This is a genomic window from Saccharothrix hoggarensis (genome assembly GCF_042678885.1).
Classification (GTDB): Bacteria; Actinomycetota; Actinomycetes; order Mycobacteriales; family Pseudonocardiaceae; genus Actinosynnema; species Actinosynnema hoggarensis.
Map to the genome: position 1 here is coordinate 1 of NZ_JBHTLK010000021.1, position 15,580 is coordinate 15,580.

A 15,580-nucleotide genomic window follows, 5' to 3' on the forward strand; every position below is an offset into this window, starting at 1 on the left:
GGCCGCCGCCCACCTGCGCCGCGCGGGCATCGGCGAGGTCGTCATCGCCAACCGGACCGCCGCCAACGGCGCGCGCCTCGCCACGGCGCTGCGCGCGGACGGCGTCCCCGCCACCTCGACCGGCCTCGACCGGCTGTCCGACGAGATCGCGAAGGCCGACGTGCTGTTCGCCTGCACCGGCTCGGTCGGCACGGTCGTCGGCGCCGAGCTGATCGGCGACCGCGAGCCCGACCGGCCGCTGGTCGTCTGCGACCTCGGCCTGCCCAAGGACGTCGACCCGGCCGCGGCGCTGCTCGACGGCGTCCGCGTGGTCGACCTGGAGACCCTCCAGCGCAGGCTGTCCGACGCCCCGACCGGGCAGGGCACGCTGCGCGCGGCGGAGATCGTGGCCGAGGAGGTCCGCGCCTACCTGGCCGGGCAGCGCTCGGCCGGGGTCACGCCCACCGTGACGGCACTGCGCAAGCGCGCCGCCGAGGTCGTGGACGCCGAGCTGCTGCGGCTCGACTCCCGGCTGCCCGAGCTGGACGGCGCGGTGCGCGACGAGCTGGCCAAGACCGTGCGCCGGGTGGTGGACAAGCTGCTGCACACCCCCACCGTGCGGGTGAAGGAGCTGGCCGCCGCGCCGGGGGGCGCCGGCTACGCCGAGGCGCTGCGCGAGCTGTTCGGGCTCGACCCGCAGGCGCCGTCCGCCGTCAGCACACCCCATTCGACGCAACCCAAAGGTGAGAAGCGGTGAACCGCACCCTGAGGATCGGCACCCGCGGCAGCGCCCTCGCGCTCGCGCAGACCGGCCACGTGGCCGACGCGCTGCGCGCGGCGGGCGCCGACGTGGAGATCGTCACGATCTCCACCCCGGGCGACCGCTCGTCCGCCCCCATCGCCGAGATCGGCATCGGCGTGTTCACCTCGGCGCTGCGCGACGCGCTGGCCAACGGTGAGATCGACGTGGCCGTCCACTCGTACAAGGACCTGCCCACCGCCCGCGACCCGCGCCTGTCGCTGGCCGCCGTGCCGCCCCGCGAGGACCCGCGCGACGCGCTGGTCGCCCGCGACGGCCTGACCCTGGGCGAACTGCCCACCGGCGCGAAGGTGGGCACCGGCTCGCCGCGCCGCGCCGCGCAGCTCGACGCGCTCGGCCTCGGCATCGAGGTCGTCCCGTTGCGCGGCAACGTCGACAGCCGCATCCGCAAGGTGGCCGACGGCGAGCTGGACGCCGTCGTGCTGGCCCGCGCCGGCATCGCCCGCCTCGGCCGCACCGCCGAGATCACCGAGACCTTGGAGCCCATCCAGATGCTCCCCGCGCCCGCACAGGGCGCCCTCGCAGTGGAGTGCCGGGTCGACGACGTCGACACCGAGCACCTGCTCCAGTCCACTCTGGACGATTCGGCCAGCAGGGCCGCTGTCGCCGCCGAGCGCGCCTTGTTGGCCGCGCTCGAAGCGGGTTGCAGCGCGCCGGTCGGCGCACTGGCCGATGTGGTGGAAGACCTCAGCGACGAGGGGGACGTGGTTCTCCGCCTGTCCCTGCGCGGGGTCATGGCGACGGAGGACGGCGACCTCCTCCGTGCGTCCGCCACCGGTGACTTGACCGCAGCAGAGGAACTCGGCCGCGCGCTGGCCGCCGAGTTGCTCGACCTCTCCGGCCACGCCACCGCGTCGCCGGCGGGGCGTAGTTGATGGGGAGTGCCCTGATGACCCGCGCACGCAAGACCCCCGGCCGAGTCGCGTTCGTCGGCTCAGGTCCGGGCGACACCGGGCTGCTCACGGTCCGGGCCCGAGACCTGCTCCACAAGGCGGAGCTGGTGGTCACGGACCCGGACGTCCCGGCCGAGGTGGTGGCGCTGGTACCCGACGGCGTCGAGGTCCGGCCCGCCGTGGGCGACCCCGCCGACGTGGCGAAGGACCTGGTCGCCGAGGCGAAGAACGGCCACGCCGTGGTGCGGCTGGTGGCCGGTGACCCGCTGACCCAGGACTCGGTGGTGAAGGAGGCGCAGGCCGTCTCCCGCACCACGATCGCGTTCGACGTGGTGCCGGGCGTGCCCGCCGGCACCGCGGTGCCCGCCTACGCCGGGGTGGCGTTGGGCGCGGTGCACACCGAGGCCGACGTCCGCGGTGTCGTGGACTGGGCCGGCCTCGCCGCCGCGCCCGGCACGCTCGTGCTGCACGCCACCGGCGGCCACCTCGCGGAGGCCGCGTCCTCGCTGGTCGAGAACGGCGTGGCGCCGCAGACCCCGGTCGCGGTGACGTGCGACGGCACCGGCTTCGGCCAGCGCACCGTCGACACCACGCTGGCCTCGCTCGCCGCCGACGCGGGCGACCTGGGCGGCCCGCTGGTCGTCACGGTCGGCGCCGCGGTCGCCGGTCGTCCCAAGCTGTCCTGGTGGGAGTCGCGGGCCCTGTACGGCTGGCGCGTGCTCGTGCCGCGGACGAAGGAGCAGGCGGGCGCGATGAGCGACCGGCTGCACTCGCACGGCGCGATCCCGGTGGAGGTGCCGACCATCTCGGTCGAGCCGCCGCGCAGCCCGGCGCAGATGGAGCGCTCGGTGAAGGGCCTGGTCGACGGCCGCTACCAGTGGGTGGTGTTCACGTCGACGAACGCCGTCCGCGCGGTGTGGGAGAAGTTCCGCGAGTTCGGGCTCGACGCCCGCGCGTTCTCCGGCGTGAAGATCGCCTGCGTGGGCGAGTCCACGGCGGCGAAGGTGCGCTCGTTCGGGATCATCCCCGAGCTCGTGCCGAGCGGCGAGCAGTCGTCCGAGGGCCTGCTGGCCGACTTCCCGCCGTACGACGACATCCTCGACCCGGTCGACCGGGTGCTGCTGCCGCGGGCCGACATCGCCACCGAGACCCTGGCGGCGGGCCTGCGGGAACGCGGCTGGGAGATCGACGACGTGACGGCCTACCGGACCGTCCGGGCGGCGCCGCCGCCCGCGGACACCCGCGAGATGATCAAGTCCGGCGGGTTCGACGCGGTGTGCTTCACCTCGTCGTCCACGGTCCGGAACCTGGTCGGCATCGCGGGCAAGCCGCACGCCCGCACGCTGGTGGCGTGCATCGGGCCGCAGACGGCGGAGACGGCGCGCGAGTTCGGCCTCCGGGTCGACGTGCAGCCCGAGGACGCCAACGTCCCGGCCCTGGTGGACGCCCTGGCGCAGCACGCCGCGAGGTTGCGGGCGGAGGGCGCGTTGCCGCCGCCGCGCAAGACCAAGCGCCTGCGCCGCTCGTAAGAAGCTCGAAGTGAGTCGGGGCCGCCTTCGTGGCGGCCCCGACCTCGTTCCAGGGAGTACCGCCGTGTTCCCAGCCCACCGCCCCCGCCGCCTGCGCACCACGCCGGCCATGCGCCGCCTCGTCAGCGAGACGACCGTGCGACCGCGCCAGCTCGTGCTGCCCATGTTCGTCAAGGAGGGCGCGGACGCGCCGACCGAGATCAAGAGCATGCCGGGCGTCCTCCAGCACACCCGCGAGTCGCTGCGCAAGGCCGCGGTCGAGGCGGTGCAGGCGGGCGTCGGCGGGCTGATGCTGTTCGGCGTGCCCGCCGAGCGCGACGCGGTCGGGTCCGGCGCGACCGATCCGGACGGCATCCTCAACGCGGCGCTGCGCGACCTGCGGTCCGAGCTGGGCGACGCGACCGTGCTCATGTCGGACTGCTGCCTCGACGAGTTCACCGACCACGGCCACTGCGGCGTGCTCACCCCCGACGGCGCCGTGGACAACGACGCCACGCTGGAGGTCTACGGCGAGATGGCCGTGGCCCAGGCGCGCGCGGGCGCCCACGTGGTCGGCCCCAGCGGGATGATGGACGGCCAGATCGGGTTCATCCGCGCCGCGCTGGACGAGGCCGGCCACACCGACACCGGCGTGCTCGCCTACAGCGCCAAGTACGCGTCGGCGCTGTACGGGCCGTTCCGGGACGCGGTCGAGTCGCAGCTCCAGGGCGACCGCAAGACCTACCAGCAGGACCCGGCGAACGTCCGCGAGGCGTTGCGCGAGGTCGCGCTGGACCTCGCCGAGGGCGCGGACATGGTCATGGTCAAGCCCGCGCTGCCGTACCTGGACGTGGTCAAGGCCGTCGCCGAGGTGTCGGACGTGCCGGTCGCCGCGTACCAGATCTCCGGCGAGTACGCGATGGTCGAGGCCGCCGCCCGCAACGGGTGGATCGACCGCGAGCGGACCGTGCTGGAGACGCTCACGTCGATCCGGCGGGCCGGCGCGGACGTCGTGCTGACCTACTGGGCCGTCGAGGCGGCGGGCTGGCTGGACCGCGGATGACCTCGCCGATGACCTCGCCGAAGAAGTCCAAGCCGCCGAAGCCCGTGCCGCCGAAGTTGATCGACCTGGCGCGGTGGCTGTTCGTCCTCAGCGCCGTGGTCGGCATGACCCGGTTCCTGGTGCAGCTGTCCGACCGGGAGATGCTGATCCGCGAGCTGCGCGCGCGGCAGCCGGAGCTGGGCCAGGACGAGCTGGACGCGGCGGCGACCGGCGGCATCGTGTTCGGCCTCCTCATCGCCGCGGCGTTGGTGCTGGTGTACACGCTGCTGGCGAACCGGATGGCGTCCGGGCGGAACTGGGCGCGGGTGCTGCTGACCGTGCTGGCGGGCGCCGGGATCTTCCTCGGCTTCGTCCGGCTCATCGCCGTGGGCTCCGGGTTCGCGACGGCGTTCGGCCTGGTCGTGAGCCCGGTCGACCTCGCGTTCGGCGTGGTCACGATGGTCATCGACGGCGTGGCGGTCGTCTTGATGTACTTGCCATCAGTTTCCGGGTATTTCAGATCAGTGCGTTCGGTCAGCGCGAAGCCACCACAGGTAGCTAACGGATTGTGATTTCCGGTCGACGGGAACCCGTATCACTCCTACGGTCCCTCGCATGACCACTCCGAACGACCCGTACAACCAGGGCGGCCAGCCGCAGCAGCCCGGCGGCTACCCGCAGCAGCCCGGCGGCTACCCGCCGTCCGCGCCGCCGCTGAACGAGAGCGAGCTGCGCGCGCCCGCCCGGCCGAAGTCGGTCGACACCGCGTACATGCTGTGGCTGGTCGCCGCGGGTATCGGCATCATCAGCAACCTGATCAGCTTCCTGACCGCCGAGGAGATCGCGCGGGAGACCCTGGAGGCGGCGGGCCTGCCCGCCACGTCCGTCGAGCCCAGCTACGGCGGCACGGTCTTCAGCCTCATCCTCACCGTGGTGTGGATCCTGGTCGTCATGCAGATGCGCAAGGGCGCGAACTGGGCCCGCATCCTGCTGACCGTGCTGGGTGGCCTGGCCGTCATCGGCAACCTGCTCAGCCTGCTCCTGATCGGCATCCTGTTCAGCATCGGCTTCCTCGGCGTGCTCCAGGCGCTGTTCGTGGTCGTCTCGCTGGTCGCGATCATCGGGGCCATCGTGTTCATGTTCAAGTCCGACTCGAACTACTACTTCAAGGCCAGCTGACCCCACGAGGTCACAGGTCCGCTGTCCACCGCCTGTCGCGGTGGACAGCGGACCCCGCCCGCCCTAGCGTTTTCGGGCGTGACGACCCCTCAGGACCCCGAGCACCTGCCACCGCAGCAGCCGTACGCGCCGGGGTCGCCCCCGGTGGGCGGGTACGGGCAGGCCGGCGGTCCCCCCGAGGCGCCGCAAGCGCTGTCGGAGCCCAAGGAACTGCGCCTGTCCTTCTGGCTGTGGATCACGGCCGCGGCCCTGGTCGCCCTGACGTCCCTGCTGGTGATGACCCAGCGCGAGTCGGCCACCGAAGCCGCCCGTCGCGCCGGCGGCACGCAAGGCCTCACCGAGGAGCAGTTCCAGGCCGCGGTGACCGCGTCCCTGCTGTTCCTGCTCGTCCTCGGCCTGGTCATGGGCGGTCTGCTGGCGTTCTTCGCGGTCAAGGCGCGAGCCGGCCGCGGGTGGGCTCGGGTCGCCCTCACCGTGCTGGGCGCGCTCGTGTTCGTCTACAACGTGCTGGGCTTCTCCCTGCTCGGCCTGCTGACCGGCCTGGTCGTGGCCGTGGCGATGGTGACGCTGCACCTGCCCGCCACCAAGCAGCACTTCGACGCCGTCAAGCGGGCCGGATGACCGCGCAGCCACCCTCGGTGGTGCGTGCCGCGGTGGGCACCTGGTTCGCGCTCGGCGCGTTCGTGCTGCTCACCAACGCGTACCTGTGGTTGCGCCGGGGCTCGTTGGAGGACGCGGCCCGGCGCGCGGGCGACGACCCGGCGGTCGTGACCGCCCTGCTCACCCAGCTCACCGTCGTCGCGGTGGGGTTCGCGGTGGGCTACGGCCTGTTCGGCTGGCTGCTGAAGCGGGGCAGGCGGTGGGCGCGGGGCGTGCTCACCGGTGTCGCCGTGCTGCACGTGCTGTGGATCGTGCTGCCGGGCGCGAGCGCGGTGAACCTGGTGACGTTGTTGCTCCTGGCCGCCGGTTTGGCGCTCACGTGGCTCCCCGGTACGGCACAGTGGGTGAAGCAGCACTAGTCCCTGCGGAGAGCACATGTCCGAGCCCGACCCGTTCGCCTCGCCCTACCACCAGGTCCACCTGCCGGGAGAGCCGAAGGCGCCCCTGCCACCCGGTCACGGCTGGCCCGCGCCGATGCCGTCGGCGGACGGACGTGACGTGCCGCTGCCCCGTCCGGCGACGATCACCGGCGCGTTCTGGTCCTGGATCGCGGGCTCGGTGCTGGTGGTGCTCGTGCTGCCGGGCCTGATGTACACGGGGTTGGACCTGCTGGCCGCCGACATCGAGCGCGACTCCGTCGCCCAGGGCGACCCGGTGACCCCCACCGGCGCGTCCTTCATCGCGCGGTTCGTGCCCGTCATGGTCCTGTTCGGGTTCGCGGTGCTGTCCGTGCCGTACGTGATCGCCGCGTTCAAGCTGCGGTCCGGGCGGAACTGGGCCCGCGTCCTGCTGGCGGTGCTGGGCGGGTTCGGCGTGGTGTTCGCGCTGCTGGTGCTGCTGATGTTCGCCTCCGGCGACATGCCGTACGTGCACTGGGGCGTGGGCTTCGGGTGGTCGCTGGCGCACCTCGCGGCGTGCCTGCTCGGCCTGGTGACGATGTTCCTGCCGCCGTCCAACGCCTACGTGAGTCGGTGACGAGATGACCCAGCCGCCGCCCGAACAGCCTCCTGGGCGACCCCTTCCGGGTCAGCCGTTCCCGGGTCAGCCGTCCCCCGGCCAGCCGTTCCCGGGTCAGCCTTCCTCGGGTCAGCCCTTCCCGGGGCAGGCGTTCGGCGCGCCGCCGTTCGACCCGTACGGGCAGCCGGTGCAGCCCGTGCACTACCCGCCGGCGCAGCCGCGGTACCCGCAGGCCGGGCCGCACCACCAGTCGGCCCAGCCCGCGTACCCCGGGCAGATGCGCAGCGTCGACCACCTGACGACGGCCGTCGCCCGGCCCCGCGTGGTCATGGTGGCGTTCACGTTCTGGGTGCTGGCGGCCCTGTCGTGGCCGCTGGGCACGGTGCTGCGGTCGATCGCCGAGGGCGGGTTCGTCCCCTGGTTCGGGACGGTGATGACGCTCTTCTTCACCGGCTGCGTCGCGATCGCCGGCGTGTGGGCCGCGGTGCTCTTCCTGAACGGCAGCTACCACGCGCGGGTCGGTCTGTGCGGCGTGTCCATGGTGATCGGGGTCCTGGCCCTGGCCACCGCGATCGTCGCGGCCCGGGACGGCGACACCGAGGTGCTGTCGTGGGTGGTGATCGTGGCGCGGCTGGTGCTGCCCGCGGTGGCGGCCGTGTTCAGCTTCCTGCCGGGGACCAGGCACTACTTCGCGGGGAACGTGGGGTAGTGGACCAGCCGACCCTGTACGCCGAGCCCGGCGCGTCCTGGTGGCCCCTGCTGTGGGGCCCGCTGTTCGCGCTCTGCGGGGTGGTGGTCGAGGCCGTGACGGGCTCCGTGCGGCCGTCCCTGTGGATCGTGGTGGCGCTGCTGCTGGCCCTGCCCACGGCGCTGTGGGTGCAGGGACGGCGGCGCCTGCACGGCGTGCGCCTCACGCCCGTCGCCCTGCACCAGGGCCGGGAGGAGCTGGCCGTCCGGGACGTCGCCGAGGTCGCCGGCGTGGAGCCCCGGGCCGGCGCGAAGGTGCTGGGCGGCGGCTGGGACGTGCCGCGGGGCACCGAGGCGGTGCCGATCCGGCTCGTCGACGGCACGGTGGTGACGGGCTGGGCGCGGGACGCGGACGCGTTGCGCGCCGAACTGGCGAAGCTGCTCACGGCGCGTGGTGACGCGCGGTCCGGACCCGGCGCGTGAGAAGCTGAGGACGTGACTGCGGCCACCGTCGACACCGAGACCGAGCCGGACCCCGCCGTGCCCGCGCTGCACCAGCCGAAGCGGGGGCTCATCGCGGTGGGGGAGGTGGTGCTCGCCGCGCTGCTCGTCGCGGCGGCGGTGTGGTGCTGGAACCGGGGTGTCGTGCACTACAGCTACCCGGTGGACGGGCGCGCGCCGCTGGAGTCGACCCGGCTCAGGGGCAACTGGATCGGCGCGTCCGCGGCCCTGGCCACGGCGGCCGGCGTGCTGCTGCTCGACGCCCTGCGCCAGACCCTGCTCGCCGTGCGCACCCGTGGTCGGGAGCAGGTCGAGGAACCCGACGTGTGAGACTGGACCCCGTGACAGCGACGCGATCCCAGGAACTGTTCGAGCGCGCGACGGCGGTGATCCCCGGTGGCGTGAACTCCCCGGTCCGGGCCTTCCACTCGGTCGGCGGCACGCCGAGGTTCATGGTCCGCGGCGAGGGCCCGCACCTGTGGGACGCCGACGGCAACCGGTACGTCGACCTGGTGTCGTCGTGGGGCCCGATGATCCTCGGGCACGCCCACCCGGACGTGGTCGAGGCGGTGCGCGCGGCGGCCGTGCACGGCCTGTCCTTCGGCACGCCGACCGAGGGCGAGATCGAGCTCGCCGAGGAGATCATCGACCGGGTCGCGCCCGTGCACCAGGTCCGCCTCGTCAACTCGGGCACCGAGGCCACGATGAGCGCGATCCGGCTCGCCCGCGGGTTCACCGGGCGGCGCAAGGTCGTCAAGTTCGCCGGCTGCTACCACGGCCACGTGGACGCGCTGCTCGCCCAGGCCGGGTCGGGTGTGGCCACGCTGGGCCTGCCGACGTCGCCGGGCGTCACCGGCGCGCAGGCCGCGGACACCGTCGTGCTGCCGTACAACGACATCGAGGCCGTCCGGCGGGCGTTCGCCGAGCACGACGGCGAGATCGCCTGCGTGATCACGGAGGCCGCGGCGGGCAACATGGGCGCGATCGCGCCGAAGCACAACGCCGAGCTGAAGGAGCTGTGCCGGGCCAACGGCGCGCTGCTCGTCATGGACGAGGTCATGACCGGGTTCCGCGTGTCCCGCGCCGGCTGGTACGGCATCGAGGCCGTCGAGGGCGACCTGTACACGTTTGGCAAGGTCATGTCGGGCGGCCTGCCCGCGGCGGCGTTCGGCGGCCGGTCCGACGTGATGGCGAAGCTCGCCCCGGCCGGCCCGGTCTACCAGGCGGGCACCCTCTCCGGGAACCCGGTCGCGGTGGCGGCGGGCCTGGCCACGCTGCGCGCCGCGACGGACGACGTCTACCGCACGCTGGACGCCAACGCCACGCGCCTGGGCGCGCTGTTCACGGCCGCGCTCACCGAGGCGGGCGTCCGGCACCGCGTCCAGTTCGCGGGCAACCTGGTCAGCGTGTTCTTCACCGGCGACGAGGTCACCGACTACGCGGGCGCGCAGGCCGCCGAGACGTGGCGGTTCCCGCCGTTCTTCCACGCCCTGCTGGAGCGCGGCGTGTACGCGCCGCCGAGCGCGTTCGAGGCGTGGTTCGTCAACGCCGCCATGACGGACGCTGATTTCGACGTGATCGCGGACGCCCTGCCGCACGCCGCGCGCGCCGCCGCTGGGGCGACACGGCCGGAGGCGACACGGTGAGCCGGAACACCCCTCCGGGCGGCGGGACCCGGACCGTCGTCCACATGCTGCGGCACGGCGAGGTCCACAACCCGACCGGCATCCTGTACGGCCGCCTGCCCGGCTTCAAGCTCTCCGAGCGGGGCCAGAAGCAGGCGTTGACGGTGGCCGAGCACCTGGCCGACCACGACATCGTCCACGTCGTGGCGTCGCCGCTGGACCGGGCCCAGCAGACCGCGTCGCCGATCGCCGACTCGCACCGGCTGGAGCTGGCCACCGACGAGCGGCTGATCGAGGCGGACAACCAGTTCGAGGGCTTGAAGGTGGCCGTCGGCGACGGCGCGCTGCGCTCGCCGTCGCACTGGCCGAAGCTGGTGAACCCGTTCCGGCCGTCGTGGGGTGAGCCGTACCTGGAGATCGCGCACCGGATGCTCGGCGCGGTGCAGCGGGCCCGGTTGGCGGCGGAGGGCCACGAGGCCGTCTGCGTGTCGCACCAGCTGCCGATCTGGACGTTGCGCCGGTTCCTGGAGGGCAAGCGGATGTGGCACGACCCGCGTCGCCGCGAGTGCTCGCTGGCGTCGTTGACGAGCCTGGTGTTCGAGGGCGAGCAGCTGGTCCGGGTGGTCTACACCGAGCCGGTCGGCGCGACGAGCCCGCGGGTGACCGGGGCATGAGGGCGCGGACCGCGGTCGCGGCGCTGGTGGCGGCGCTGCTGGCGCTCACGGCGTGCACGACCGGTGACGACGCGGTGGTGGCCGGCGGGGAGTTCCAGCTCGTCGCGCCCAACGGCGAGACGAAGCTCCGCTACGACGGCGACGAGCGCAAGGGCATCAAGGGCCTCACCGGGCCGAGCCTCATGGAGGACGGCAAGACCATCTCGCTGGACGACTACGCGGGCAAGGTCGTGGTCGTCAACATCTGGGGCGCGTGGTGCCCGCCGTGCCGCACGGAGGCGCCGGAGCTGCAGAAGGTGCAGGACGAGGCGGGACCGCTGGGCGTGCAGGTGCTCGGCGTCGACGTCAAGGAGAACTCGACCGAGGGCCCGCGCGACTTCATGCGGAACCGGCAGCTCAGCTACCCGTCGATCTACGACGAGTCGGGGCGCGCGATGCTGTCGTTCCGGGGCCTGCCGCCGAACACCGTGCCGTCCACGTTCGTGCTGGACAAGCAGCACCGCGTGGCGGCGGCGTTCCTGGGCGGCGTGATCGCGTCCGACCTGCTGCCGCTGGTGAAGGAGCTGTCCGCGGAGGCGTGAGCCGTCAGCGCAGCTCGGGCACCTTCGCCCGGAGCGCGGCGGTCATCGCGTCCCGGCCGACGAGGTTGAACTCGCGGCCGAGCGTGCGCATGATCGAGTCCTCGGTGGGCCGGTACAGGCCGCGCCGGTGGTACCGCGCGCCCTCGAACGCGCTGACCACGCCGCCGTCCGGGGACGGTTGGCCGAGGTGGGCGGACCACTTCGCGCCGGTCGGGTCCGCGGTCACGTTGACCTCGGTCGGCTCGGCGCCGCTGTACCGGTCGTACGGGTAGTCGTACTCGTCGGCGAGCCCGCCGATCGAGTGCCCCAGCTCGTGCACGGCGATCTGCCCGGCCTGCTCGTTGCCGCCGGCCGCGGTCGCGACGCCGCCGCCCGCGCCGCCGTACTTGGCGGTGTTGCCGAGCGCGACGACCTGGTCGGCCTGCGGCGCGAGGGCGGCGAACTGGGCGGCCTTGGTCTGGTTCACGCACAGCAGGCGCTCGGTCTGGGTGTCCCGGCCCTGGCAGAAGAAGCCCATGTCCAGGGCGGTGTCGCGGGCGGAGCCGAGGGCGGGGTCGTGGTCGACGCCGGACTCGGCGGACACGACGTCGACCTGCCACACGTTGAAGTACTCCTTGTAGGACTTGAACGGCTCCACGGCGGACAGCTCGGCCCACTTGCCCACGACGTGCGCGTGGTAGTCGTCCAGGTCGTCGGCGGTGTAGCCGTCGCCGACGAAGACCAGGTCGAACCGCTGGTCGGGCGCGCCGGTCTCCTGCACCGGCACGACGTCGGCGACCAGGGCGGCCTCCGCCGCCCTGGCCTCGACCGCGCGCGGGACGGCGGTCTGCGTGATCGTGCCGTCCGGCGAGAAGACCTCCACCCACTCGAGGTCGGCCTCCGCGGCGCCGCCGGGCAGGGGGGCGGCGACGACGGCGAAGGCGACGGCCAGCGCGGGCAAGGTCAGCCGGTGTGCGCGCATGACGTCACGCTATGAAGTGGGCTGCTCACCCACTAGGGCGGATGGTCGGGTTTAAACATTCACTCGGACGGGTAACCCAGTCCGTCCGTGACCACCTGGACCACCGGGTGGTCACCCAGGGGTCACCTGTCTGCGCCTGTGATGTGGGTCGCCCATAAGGGATACCGGTTCACCGCGTCAAGTGGGGCCTACCTACCCTGGACCCGTGAACCCGACCGATCTGGCCACCTCGGGTCCGATCCTGCTCGCGACCGGCGTCGCGGTGCTGGCGGGGGCGATCTCGTTCGCCTCGCCGTGCGTCGTCCCGCTGGTCCCCGGCTACCTCGCGTACCTCGCGGGGCTGGTCGGCGCCGAAGCGCCCGCCGTGGCCGGCGAGGAGCGGGCGAAGACCGGTCGCTGGCGGGTGGCCGGCGCGGCGCTGCTGTTCGTGCTCGGCTTCACGGTCGTGTTCGCCCTGACCTCGTTCGTGGTGCTCGGGCTGACCGACCTGTTCTGGTTCCAGGGCGACCTGCTCCAGCGCATCGGCGGCGTCATCACGATCGCCATGGGCCTGGTGTTCATCGGCCTCGTCCCCGCCCTCCAGCGCGACGTCCGCGTGCACCGCACGCCGAGGGCCGGGCTGTTCGGCGCGCCGCTGCTCGGCGGCGTGTTCGCGCTCGGCTGGACCCCGTGCCTCGGCCCGACGCTCGTCGGCGTGCTGGCGCTGGCCCGCGGCACGGAGGTCGGCTCGACCACCGCCCGCGGCGCGGTGCTCGTGCTCGCCTACTGCCTCGGCCTCGGCCTGCCGTTCGTCCTCATCGCGCTCGGCGCGCGCTGGGCGGTCCGGACCACCGGCTGGCTCCGCGCGCACGTCCGCCAGGTGCAGGTGTTCGGCGGCGTGCTGCTCATCGCGGTCGGCGTCGCCCTCGTCACGGGCCTGTGGGGCGACTTCGTCGGCTGGCTGCGCGACGCCGTCGTCAACGACCTGAAACTGCCGTTGTAGTGAGCGCTGTCCTCGCCTTCCTGCGCAACACGTGGCGCGGCCTCACGGCCATGCGCACCGCGTTGACCCTGCTGTTCCTGCTCGCGCTCGGCGCGATGCCCGGCGCGCTGCTGCCCCAGCGGTCGCTGAACGCGCAGAAGGTGGACGAGTACATCGCCGAGCGCGGCTGGTGGGGCCGGTTCCTCGACGACCTCCAGTTCTTCGACGTGTACGCCAGCGCCTGGTTCTCCGCGGTGTACGTGCTGCTGTTCGTCTCCCTGGTCGGCTGCCTGCTGCCGCGCACGTGGGAGTACTTCAAGCAGATGCGGGCCAAGCCCGTGCTCACCCCGCGCAACCTGGCCCGCATGCCGCACCACGCCGCGGCCGACACCGACGTGGGCCCGCAGGCCGTCGTCGCGCACGCCGAGCGCCGGCTCAAGGGCTGGCGGCTGGTCGCCGCCGAGGAGCCGGACGGCGCCCGCACCGTCAGCGCCGAGCGAGGCTACCTGCGCGAGACCGGCAACCTGGTGTTCCACTTCTCCCTGCTGGGCCTGCTGGTGGCGTTCGCGCTGGGCAAGATGTTCGGCTACGAGGGCCAGGTCATCGTCCAGTCGAACGGCGGCCAGTTCTGCAACTCGGGCGTCTACAACTACGACTCGTTCCGGCCCGGCCTGCGCGTGGACGGCACGGAGCTGAGCCAGTTCTGCGTCCGGGTCGACGACTTCGACGCCACGTTCCTGCACAACGGCCAGGCGGAGGACTTCCTCGCCGACATCCGGTACCAGTCCGGCGCGGACCTGGAGACCGGCACGTGGCGGCCGTACCCGCTGAAGGTCAACAGCCCGCTGCGCACCGCGGGCGACCGGGTCTACCTGCTCGGCCACGGCTACACGCCGCTGTTCACGGTCACCTTCCCCAACGGCCAGACCCGCACCGGCGCCACCCAGTGGCGGCCCGTCAACCAGGTCACGCTGGCGTCCGAGGGCGCGACGAAGTTCGACCCGCCGGACGTGCCGGACGCCGAGCAGCGCCGCAAGAGCCAGCTCGCGATCACCGGCCTGCTCGCGCCGACCGCCGCGTTCCGGGGCGAGCTGCTGGACTCGGCGTTCCCGGCGGCGAACGACCCGGCGGTCGCGATCGACGTCTACCGCGGCGACCTCGGCACCGACTCCGGCCGCGGCCAGTCGATCTTCTCCATCGACCGCAAGATGGTGGAGGACGGCAAGCTCGCCAAGGTCGCCCGGCAGAACCTGAAGCAGGGCGAGCAGCTGACGCTCGACGACGGCACCGTGATCCGCTTCGACGGCGTCCGCGACTGGGTGTCGCTGCAGGTGTCCCACGACCCGACGCAGGTGTGGGTGCTGGTGTTCTCCGTGCTGGTCATCCTGGGCCTGGCCGTGTCGTTGAGCGTCAAGCGCCGCCGGATCTGGGTCCGGGCGACGCCGCGCGAGGACGGGCGTACGGTGGTCGAGGTCGGCGGCCTCGCGCGCACTGATCAGGCCGGGTACGGCGAGGAGTTCACCTCCCTCTCCCGCGACCTGCTCGCCTACAAGGAGGAGAGCTGATGCCGGTCAACGCGACCCTGGCGACGTACAGCGACTGGACCTACGGCGCCGCCGTGGCGATCTACTTCCTCGCCGCGGTGCTGTACCTGTGCGAGGCGGCGTTCGCCCGGCCCGAGAAGGCACGGGAACGCGAGCTGGTCGCGGCGGGCGGCACGTCCGGTGGGACCCCGACGTCCGGTGGGACGCCGACCGGCGGCGTCCAGGCCGACGGCACGTGGACGCCGGGCCGGGTCACGCGGCCGGAGCTGTCGCGCGCCGAACGCCTCGGCCGCATGGGCCTGGCGCTGACCTTCCTCGGCGCGGCGCTGCACGCCGCTTCCCTGGTGCTGCGCGGTTTCGCGACCGAGCGCGCGCCGTGGGGCAACATGTACGAGTACGGCTCGCTGCTGACGCTCGCGGCCGTGGTGACGTGGCTGGTGCTGGCCCGCACGTTCCCGGTGCGCAGGCTCGGCGGGTTCGTGCTCGTGCCGATCGTGGTCCTGATGTTCCTCGGCGGCACCGTGCTGTACGCCGACGCCGCGCCCGTGCAGCCGGCGCTCCAGTCGTACTGGCTCGTGGTGCACGTCTCCGTGATCTCCGTGTCCAGCGGCGTGCTGCTGGTGCCCGGCGTCGCCAGCGTCCTGTACCTGCTGAAGTCGTCGGGCAACGGTCGGTTCCGCAAGCTGCCCGCCGCCGATGTGCTGGACCGCCTCGCCTACCGCAGCACGGTGTTCGCGTTCCCGCTGTTCACCATCGGCATCATCTGCGGCGCGATCTGGGCCGAGGCGGCGTGGGGCCGGTTCTGGGGCTGGGACCCCAAGGAGACGGTGGCGTTCGTGTCGTGGGTGGTCTACGCGGCCTACCTGCACGCGCGGGCCACCGCCGGGTGGCGGGGCCGTCCGGCCGCCTGGGTGAACTCGCTCGGCTTCCTGCTGACCGTGTTCAACCTCTTCTTCATCAACCTCGTAACGACTGGGCTGCACTCGTACGCGGGCGTCGGCTGATCCC

General features: G+C 73.1%; 18 protein-coding genes and 1 pseudogene. 18 read left to right on the forward strand and 1 reads right to left on the reverse strand.

Annotation, left to right across the window (positions count from 1 at the left end):
* From ACFQ3T_RS06820 to ACFQ3T_RS06890, 15 genes and pseudogenes are all read left to right on the forward strand, one after another.
* Window positions 1-736: pseudogene (locus tag ACFQ3T_RS06820) on the forward strand (glutamyl-tRNA reductase); the annotation flags it as partial.
* Window positions 733-1,674 (forward strand): hydroxymethylbilane synthase, encoded by a 942-nt coding sequence (gene hemC, locus ACFQ3T_RS06825; protein ID WP_380721256.1) that lies wholly within the window; start codon window positions 733-735, stop codon window positions 1,672-1,674. The pseudogene ACFQ3T_RS06820 and the gene hemC, both read left to right, overlap by 4 nt.
* Before the next feature lie 14 nt (window positions 1,675-1,688).
* Entirely contained in the window at window positions 1,689-3,221 is a 1,533-nt protein-coding gene (locus ACFQ3T_RS06830; RefSeq protein WP_380721258.1) for a bifunctional uroporphyrinogen-III C-methyltransferase/uroporphyrinogen-III synthase, read from the forward strand.
* 64 nt (window positions 3,222-3,285) lie between these two features.
* A complete protein-coding gene (gene hemB / locus ACFQ3T_RS06835; RefSeq protein WP_380721261.1) occupies window positions 3,286-4,263 on the forward strand; it encodes a porphobilinogen synthase in 978 nt (325 codons plus the stop codon).
* Window positions 4,260-4,814: a hypothetical protein gene (locus ACFQ3T_RS06840; protein ID WP_380721264.1), complete on the forward strand. Its 555-nt coding sequence runs from the start codon at window positions 4,260-4,262 to the stop codon at window positions 4,812-4,814. The genes hemB and ACFQ3T_RS06840 overlap by 4 nt, the downstream gene beginning before the upstream one ends.
* Window positions 4,815-4,857: 43 nt before the next feature.
* Window positions 4,858-5,421 carry a hypothetical protein gene (locus ACFQ3T_RS06845; protein WP_380721267.1) on the forward strand — a complete coding sequence of 188 codons (564 nt, stop codon included), beginning with the start codon at window positions 4,858-4,860 and terminating at the stop codon, window positions 5,419-5,421.
* Between the two features lie 78 nt (window positions 5,422-5,499).
* Entirely contained in the window at window positions 5,500-6,042 is a 543-nt protein-coding gene (locus tag ACFQ3T_RS06850; RefSeq protein WP_380721270.1) for a hypothetical protein, read from the forward strand.
* Complete coding sequence (locus ACFQ3T_RS06855; protein WP_380721272.1) at window positions 6,039-6,440, forward strand: hypothetical protein; 402 nt, start codon at window positions 6,039-6,041, stop codon at window positions 6,438-6,440. The genes ACFQ3T_RS06850 and ACFQ3T_RS06855 overlap by 4 nt, the downstream gene beginning before the upstream one ends.
* A gap of 16 nt (window positions 6,441-6,456) precedes the next feature.
* On the forward strand, window positions 6,457-7,056 hold the full coding sequence (locus tag ACFQ3T_RS06860) for a hypothetical protein (RefSeq protein ID WP_380721275.1): 600 nt from the start codon (window positions 6,457-6,459) through the stop codon (window positions 7,054-7,056).
* A gap of 4 nt (window positions 7,057-7,060) precedes the next feature.
* Window positions 7,061-7,747, forward strand: a complete 687-nt coding sequence (locus ACFQ3T_RS06865; RefSeq protein ID WP_380721278.1) for a hypothetical protein — start codon at window positions 7,061-7,063, stop codon at window positions 7,745-7,747.
* Window positions 7,747-8,208: a hypothetical protein gene (locus tag ACFQ3T_RS06870; RefSeq protein WP_380721281.1), complete on the forward strand. Its 462-nt coding sequence runs from the start codon at window positions 7,747-7,749 to the stop codon at window positions 8,206-8,208. Before ACFQ3T_RS06865 ends, ACFQ3T_RS06870 begins: the two co-directional genes overlap by 1 nt.
* 12 nt (window positions 8,209-8,220) lie before the next feature.
* Window positions 8,221-8,556, forward strand: coding sequence for a hypothetical protein (locus ACFQ3T_RS06875; protein WP_380721284.1), 336 nt, complete (start codon window positions 8,221-8,223; stop codon window positions 8,554-8,556).
* Between the two features lie 11 nt (window positions 8,557-8,567).
* Window positions 8,568-9,872, forward strand: a complete 1,305-nt coding sequence (gene hemL / locus ACFQ3T_RS06880; protein WP_380721286.1) for a glutamate-1-semialdehyde 2,1-aminomutase — start codon at window positions 8,568-8,570, stop codon at window positions 9,870-9,872.
* Window positions 9,873-9,916: 44 nt separating this feature from the next.
* Window positions 9,917-10,525, forward strand: coding sequence for a histidine phosphatase family protein (locus tag ACFQ3T_RS06885; RefSeq protein ID WP_380721289.1), 609 nt, complete (start codon window positions 9,917-9,919; stop codon window positions 10,523-10,525).
* Entirely contained in the window at window positions 10,522-11,106 is a 585-nt protein-coding gene (locus ACFQ3T_RS06890) for a TlpA disulfide reductase family protein (RefSeq protein ID WP_380721292.1), read from the forward strand. The genes ACFQ3T_RS06885 and ACFQ3T_RS06890 overlap by 4 nt, the downstream gene beginning before the upstream one ends.
* A 4-nt stretch (window positions 11,107-11,110) precedes the next feature.
* Here ACFQ3T_RS06890 and ACFQ3T_RS06895 read toward each other — a convergent pair whose 3' ends face one another.
* Window positions 11,111-12,067 (reverse strand): M64 family metallopeptidase, encoded by a 957-nt coding sequence (locus ACFQ3T_RS06895; protein WP_380721295.1) that lies wholly within the window; start codon window positions 12,065-12,067, stop codon window positions 11,111-11,113.
* 205 nt (window positions 12,068-12,272) lie between these two features.
* Between ACFQ3T_RS06895 and ACFQ3T_RS06900 the strand changes: the two genes are divergently transcribed.
* Genes ACFQ3T_RS06900 through ccsB form a run of 3 tightly spaced genes read left to right on the forward strand, consistent with a single transcriptional unit; the run spans window position 12,273 to window position 15,576 of the window.
* Window positions 12,273-13,049, forward strand: coding sequence for a cytochrome c biogenesis CcdA family protein (locus tag ACFQ3T_RS06900; protein ID WP_380721298.1), 777 nt, complete (start codon window positions 12,273-12,275; stop codon window positions 13,047-13,049).
* Window positions 13,050-13,099: 50 nt separating this feature from the next.
* Window positions 13,100-14,593: a cytochrome c biogenesis protein ResB gene (gene resB / locus ACFQ3T_RS06905; RefSeq protein WP_380721402.1), complete on the forward strand. Its 1,494-nt coding sequence runs from the start codon at window positions 13,100-13,102 to the stop codon at window positions 14,591-14,593.
* Entirely contained in the window at window positions 14,593-15,576 is a 984-nt protein-coding gene (ccsB, locus tag ACFQ3T_RS06910) for a c-type cytochrome biogenesis protein CcsB (RefSeq protein WP_380721301.1), read from the forward strand. Before resB ends, ccsB begins: the two co-directional genes overlap by 1 nt.
* Window positions 15,577-15,580 lie beyond the last annotated feature (4 nt).

Coding starts and splice junctions, on each gene's coding strand:
- ACFQ3T_RS06830 (WP_380721258.1), top strand. CDS start 1,689: ATGACCCGCGCACGCAAGACCCCCGGCCGAGTCGCGTTCGTCGGCTCA.
- ACFQ3T_RS06840 (WP_380721264.1), top strand. CDS start 4,260: ATGACCTCGCCGATGACCTCGCCGAAGAAGTCCAAGCCGCCGAAGCCC.
- ACFQ3T_RS06845 (WP_380721267.1), top strand. CDS start 4,858: ATGACCACTCCGAACGACCCGTACAACCAGGGCGGCCAGCCGCAGCAG.
- ACFQ3T_RS06855 (WP_380721272.1), top strand. CDS start 6,039: ATGACCGCGCAGCCACCCTCGGTGGTGCGTGCCGCGGTGGGCACCTGG.
- ACFQ3T_RS06860 (WP_380721275.1), top strand. CDS start 6,457: ATGTCCGAGCCCGACCCGTTCGCCTCGCCCTACCACCAGGTCCACCTG.
- ACFQ3T_RS06865 (WP_380721278.1), top strand. CDS start 7,061: ATGACCCAGCCGCCGCCCGAACAGCCTCCTGGGCGACCCCTTCCGGGT.
- ACFQ3T_RS06885 (WP_380721289.1), top strand. CDS start 9,917: ATGCTGCGGCACGGCGAGGTCCACAACCCGACCGGCATCCTGTACGGC.
- ACFQ3T_RS06890 (WP_380721292.1), top strand. CDS start 10,522: ATGAGGGCGCGGACCGCGGTCGCGGCGCTGGTGGCGGCGCTGCTGGCG.
- ACFQ3T_RS06895 (WP_380721295.1), bottom strand. CDS start 12,067: ATGCGCGCACACCGGCTGACCTTGCCCGCGCTGGCCGTCGCCTTCGCC.
- resB (WP_380721402.1), top strand. CDS start 13,100: ATGCGCACCGCGTTGACCCTGCTGTTCCTGCTCGCGCTCGGCGCGATG.
- ccsB (WP_380721301.1), top strand. CDS start 14,593: ATGCCGGTCAACGCGACCCTGGCGACGTACAGCGACTGGACCTACGGC.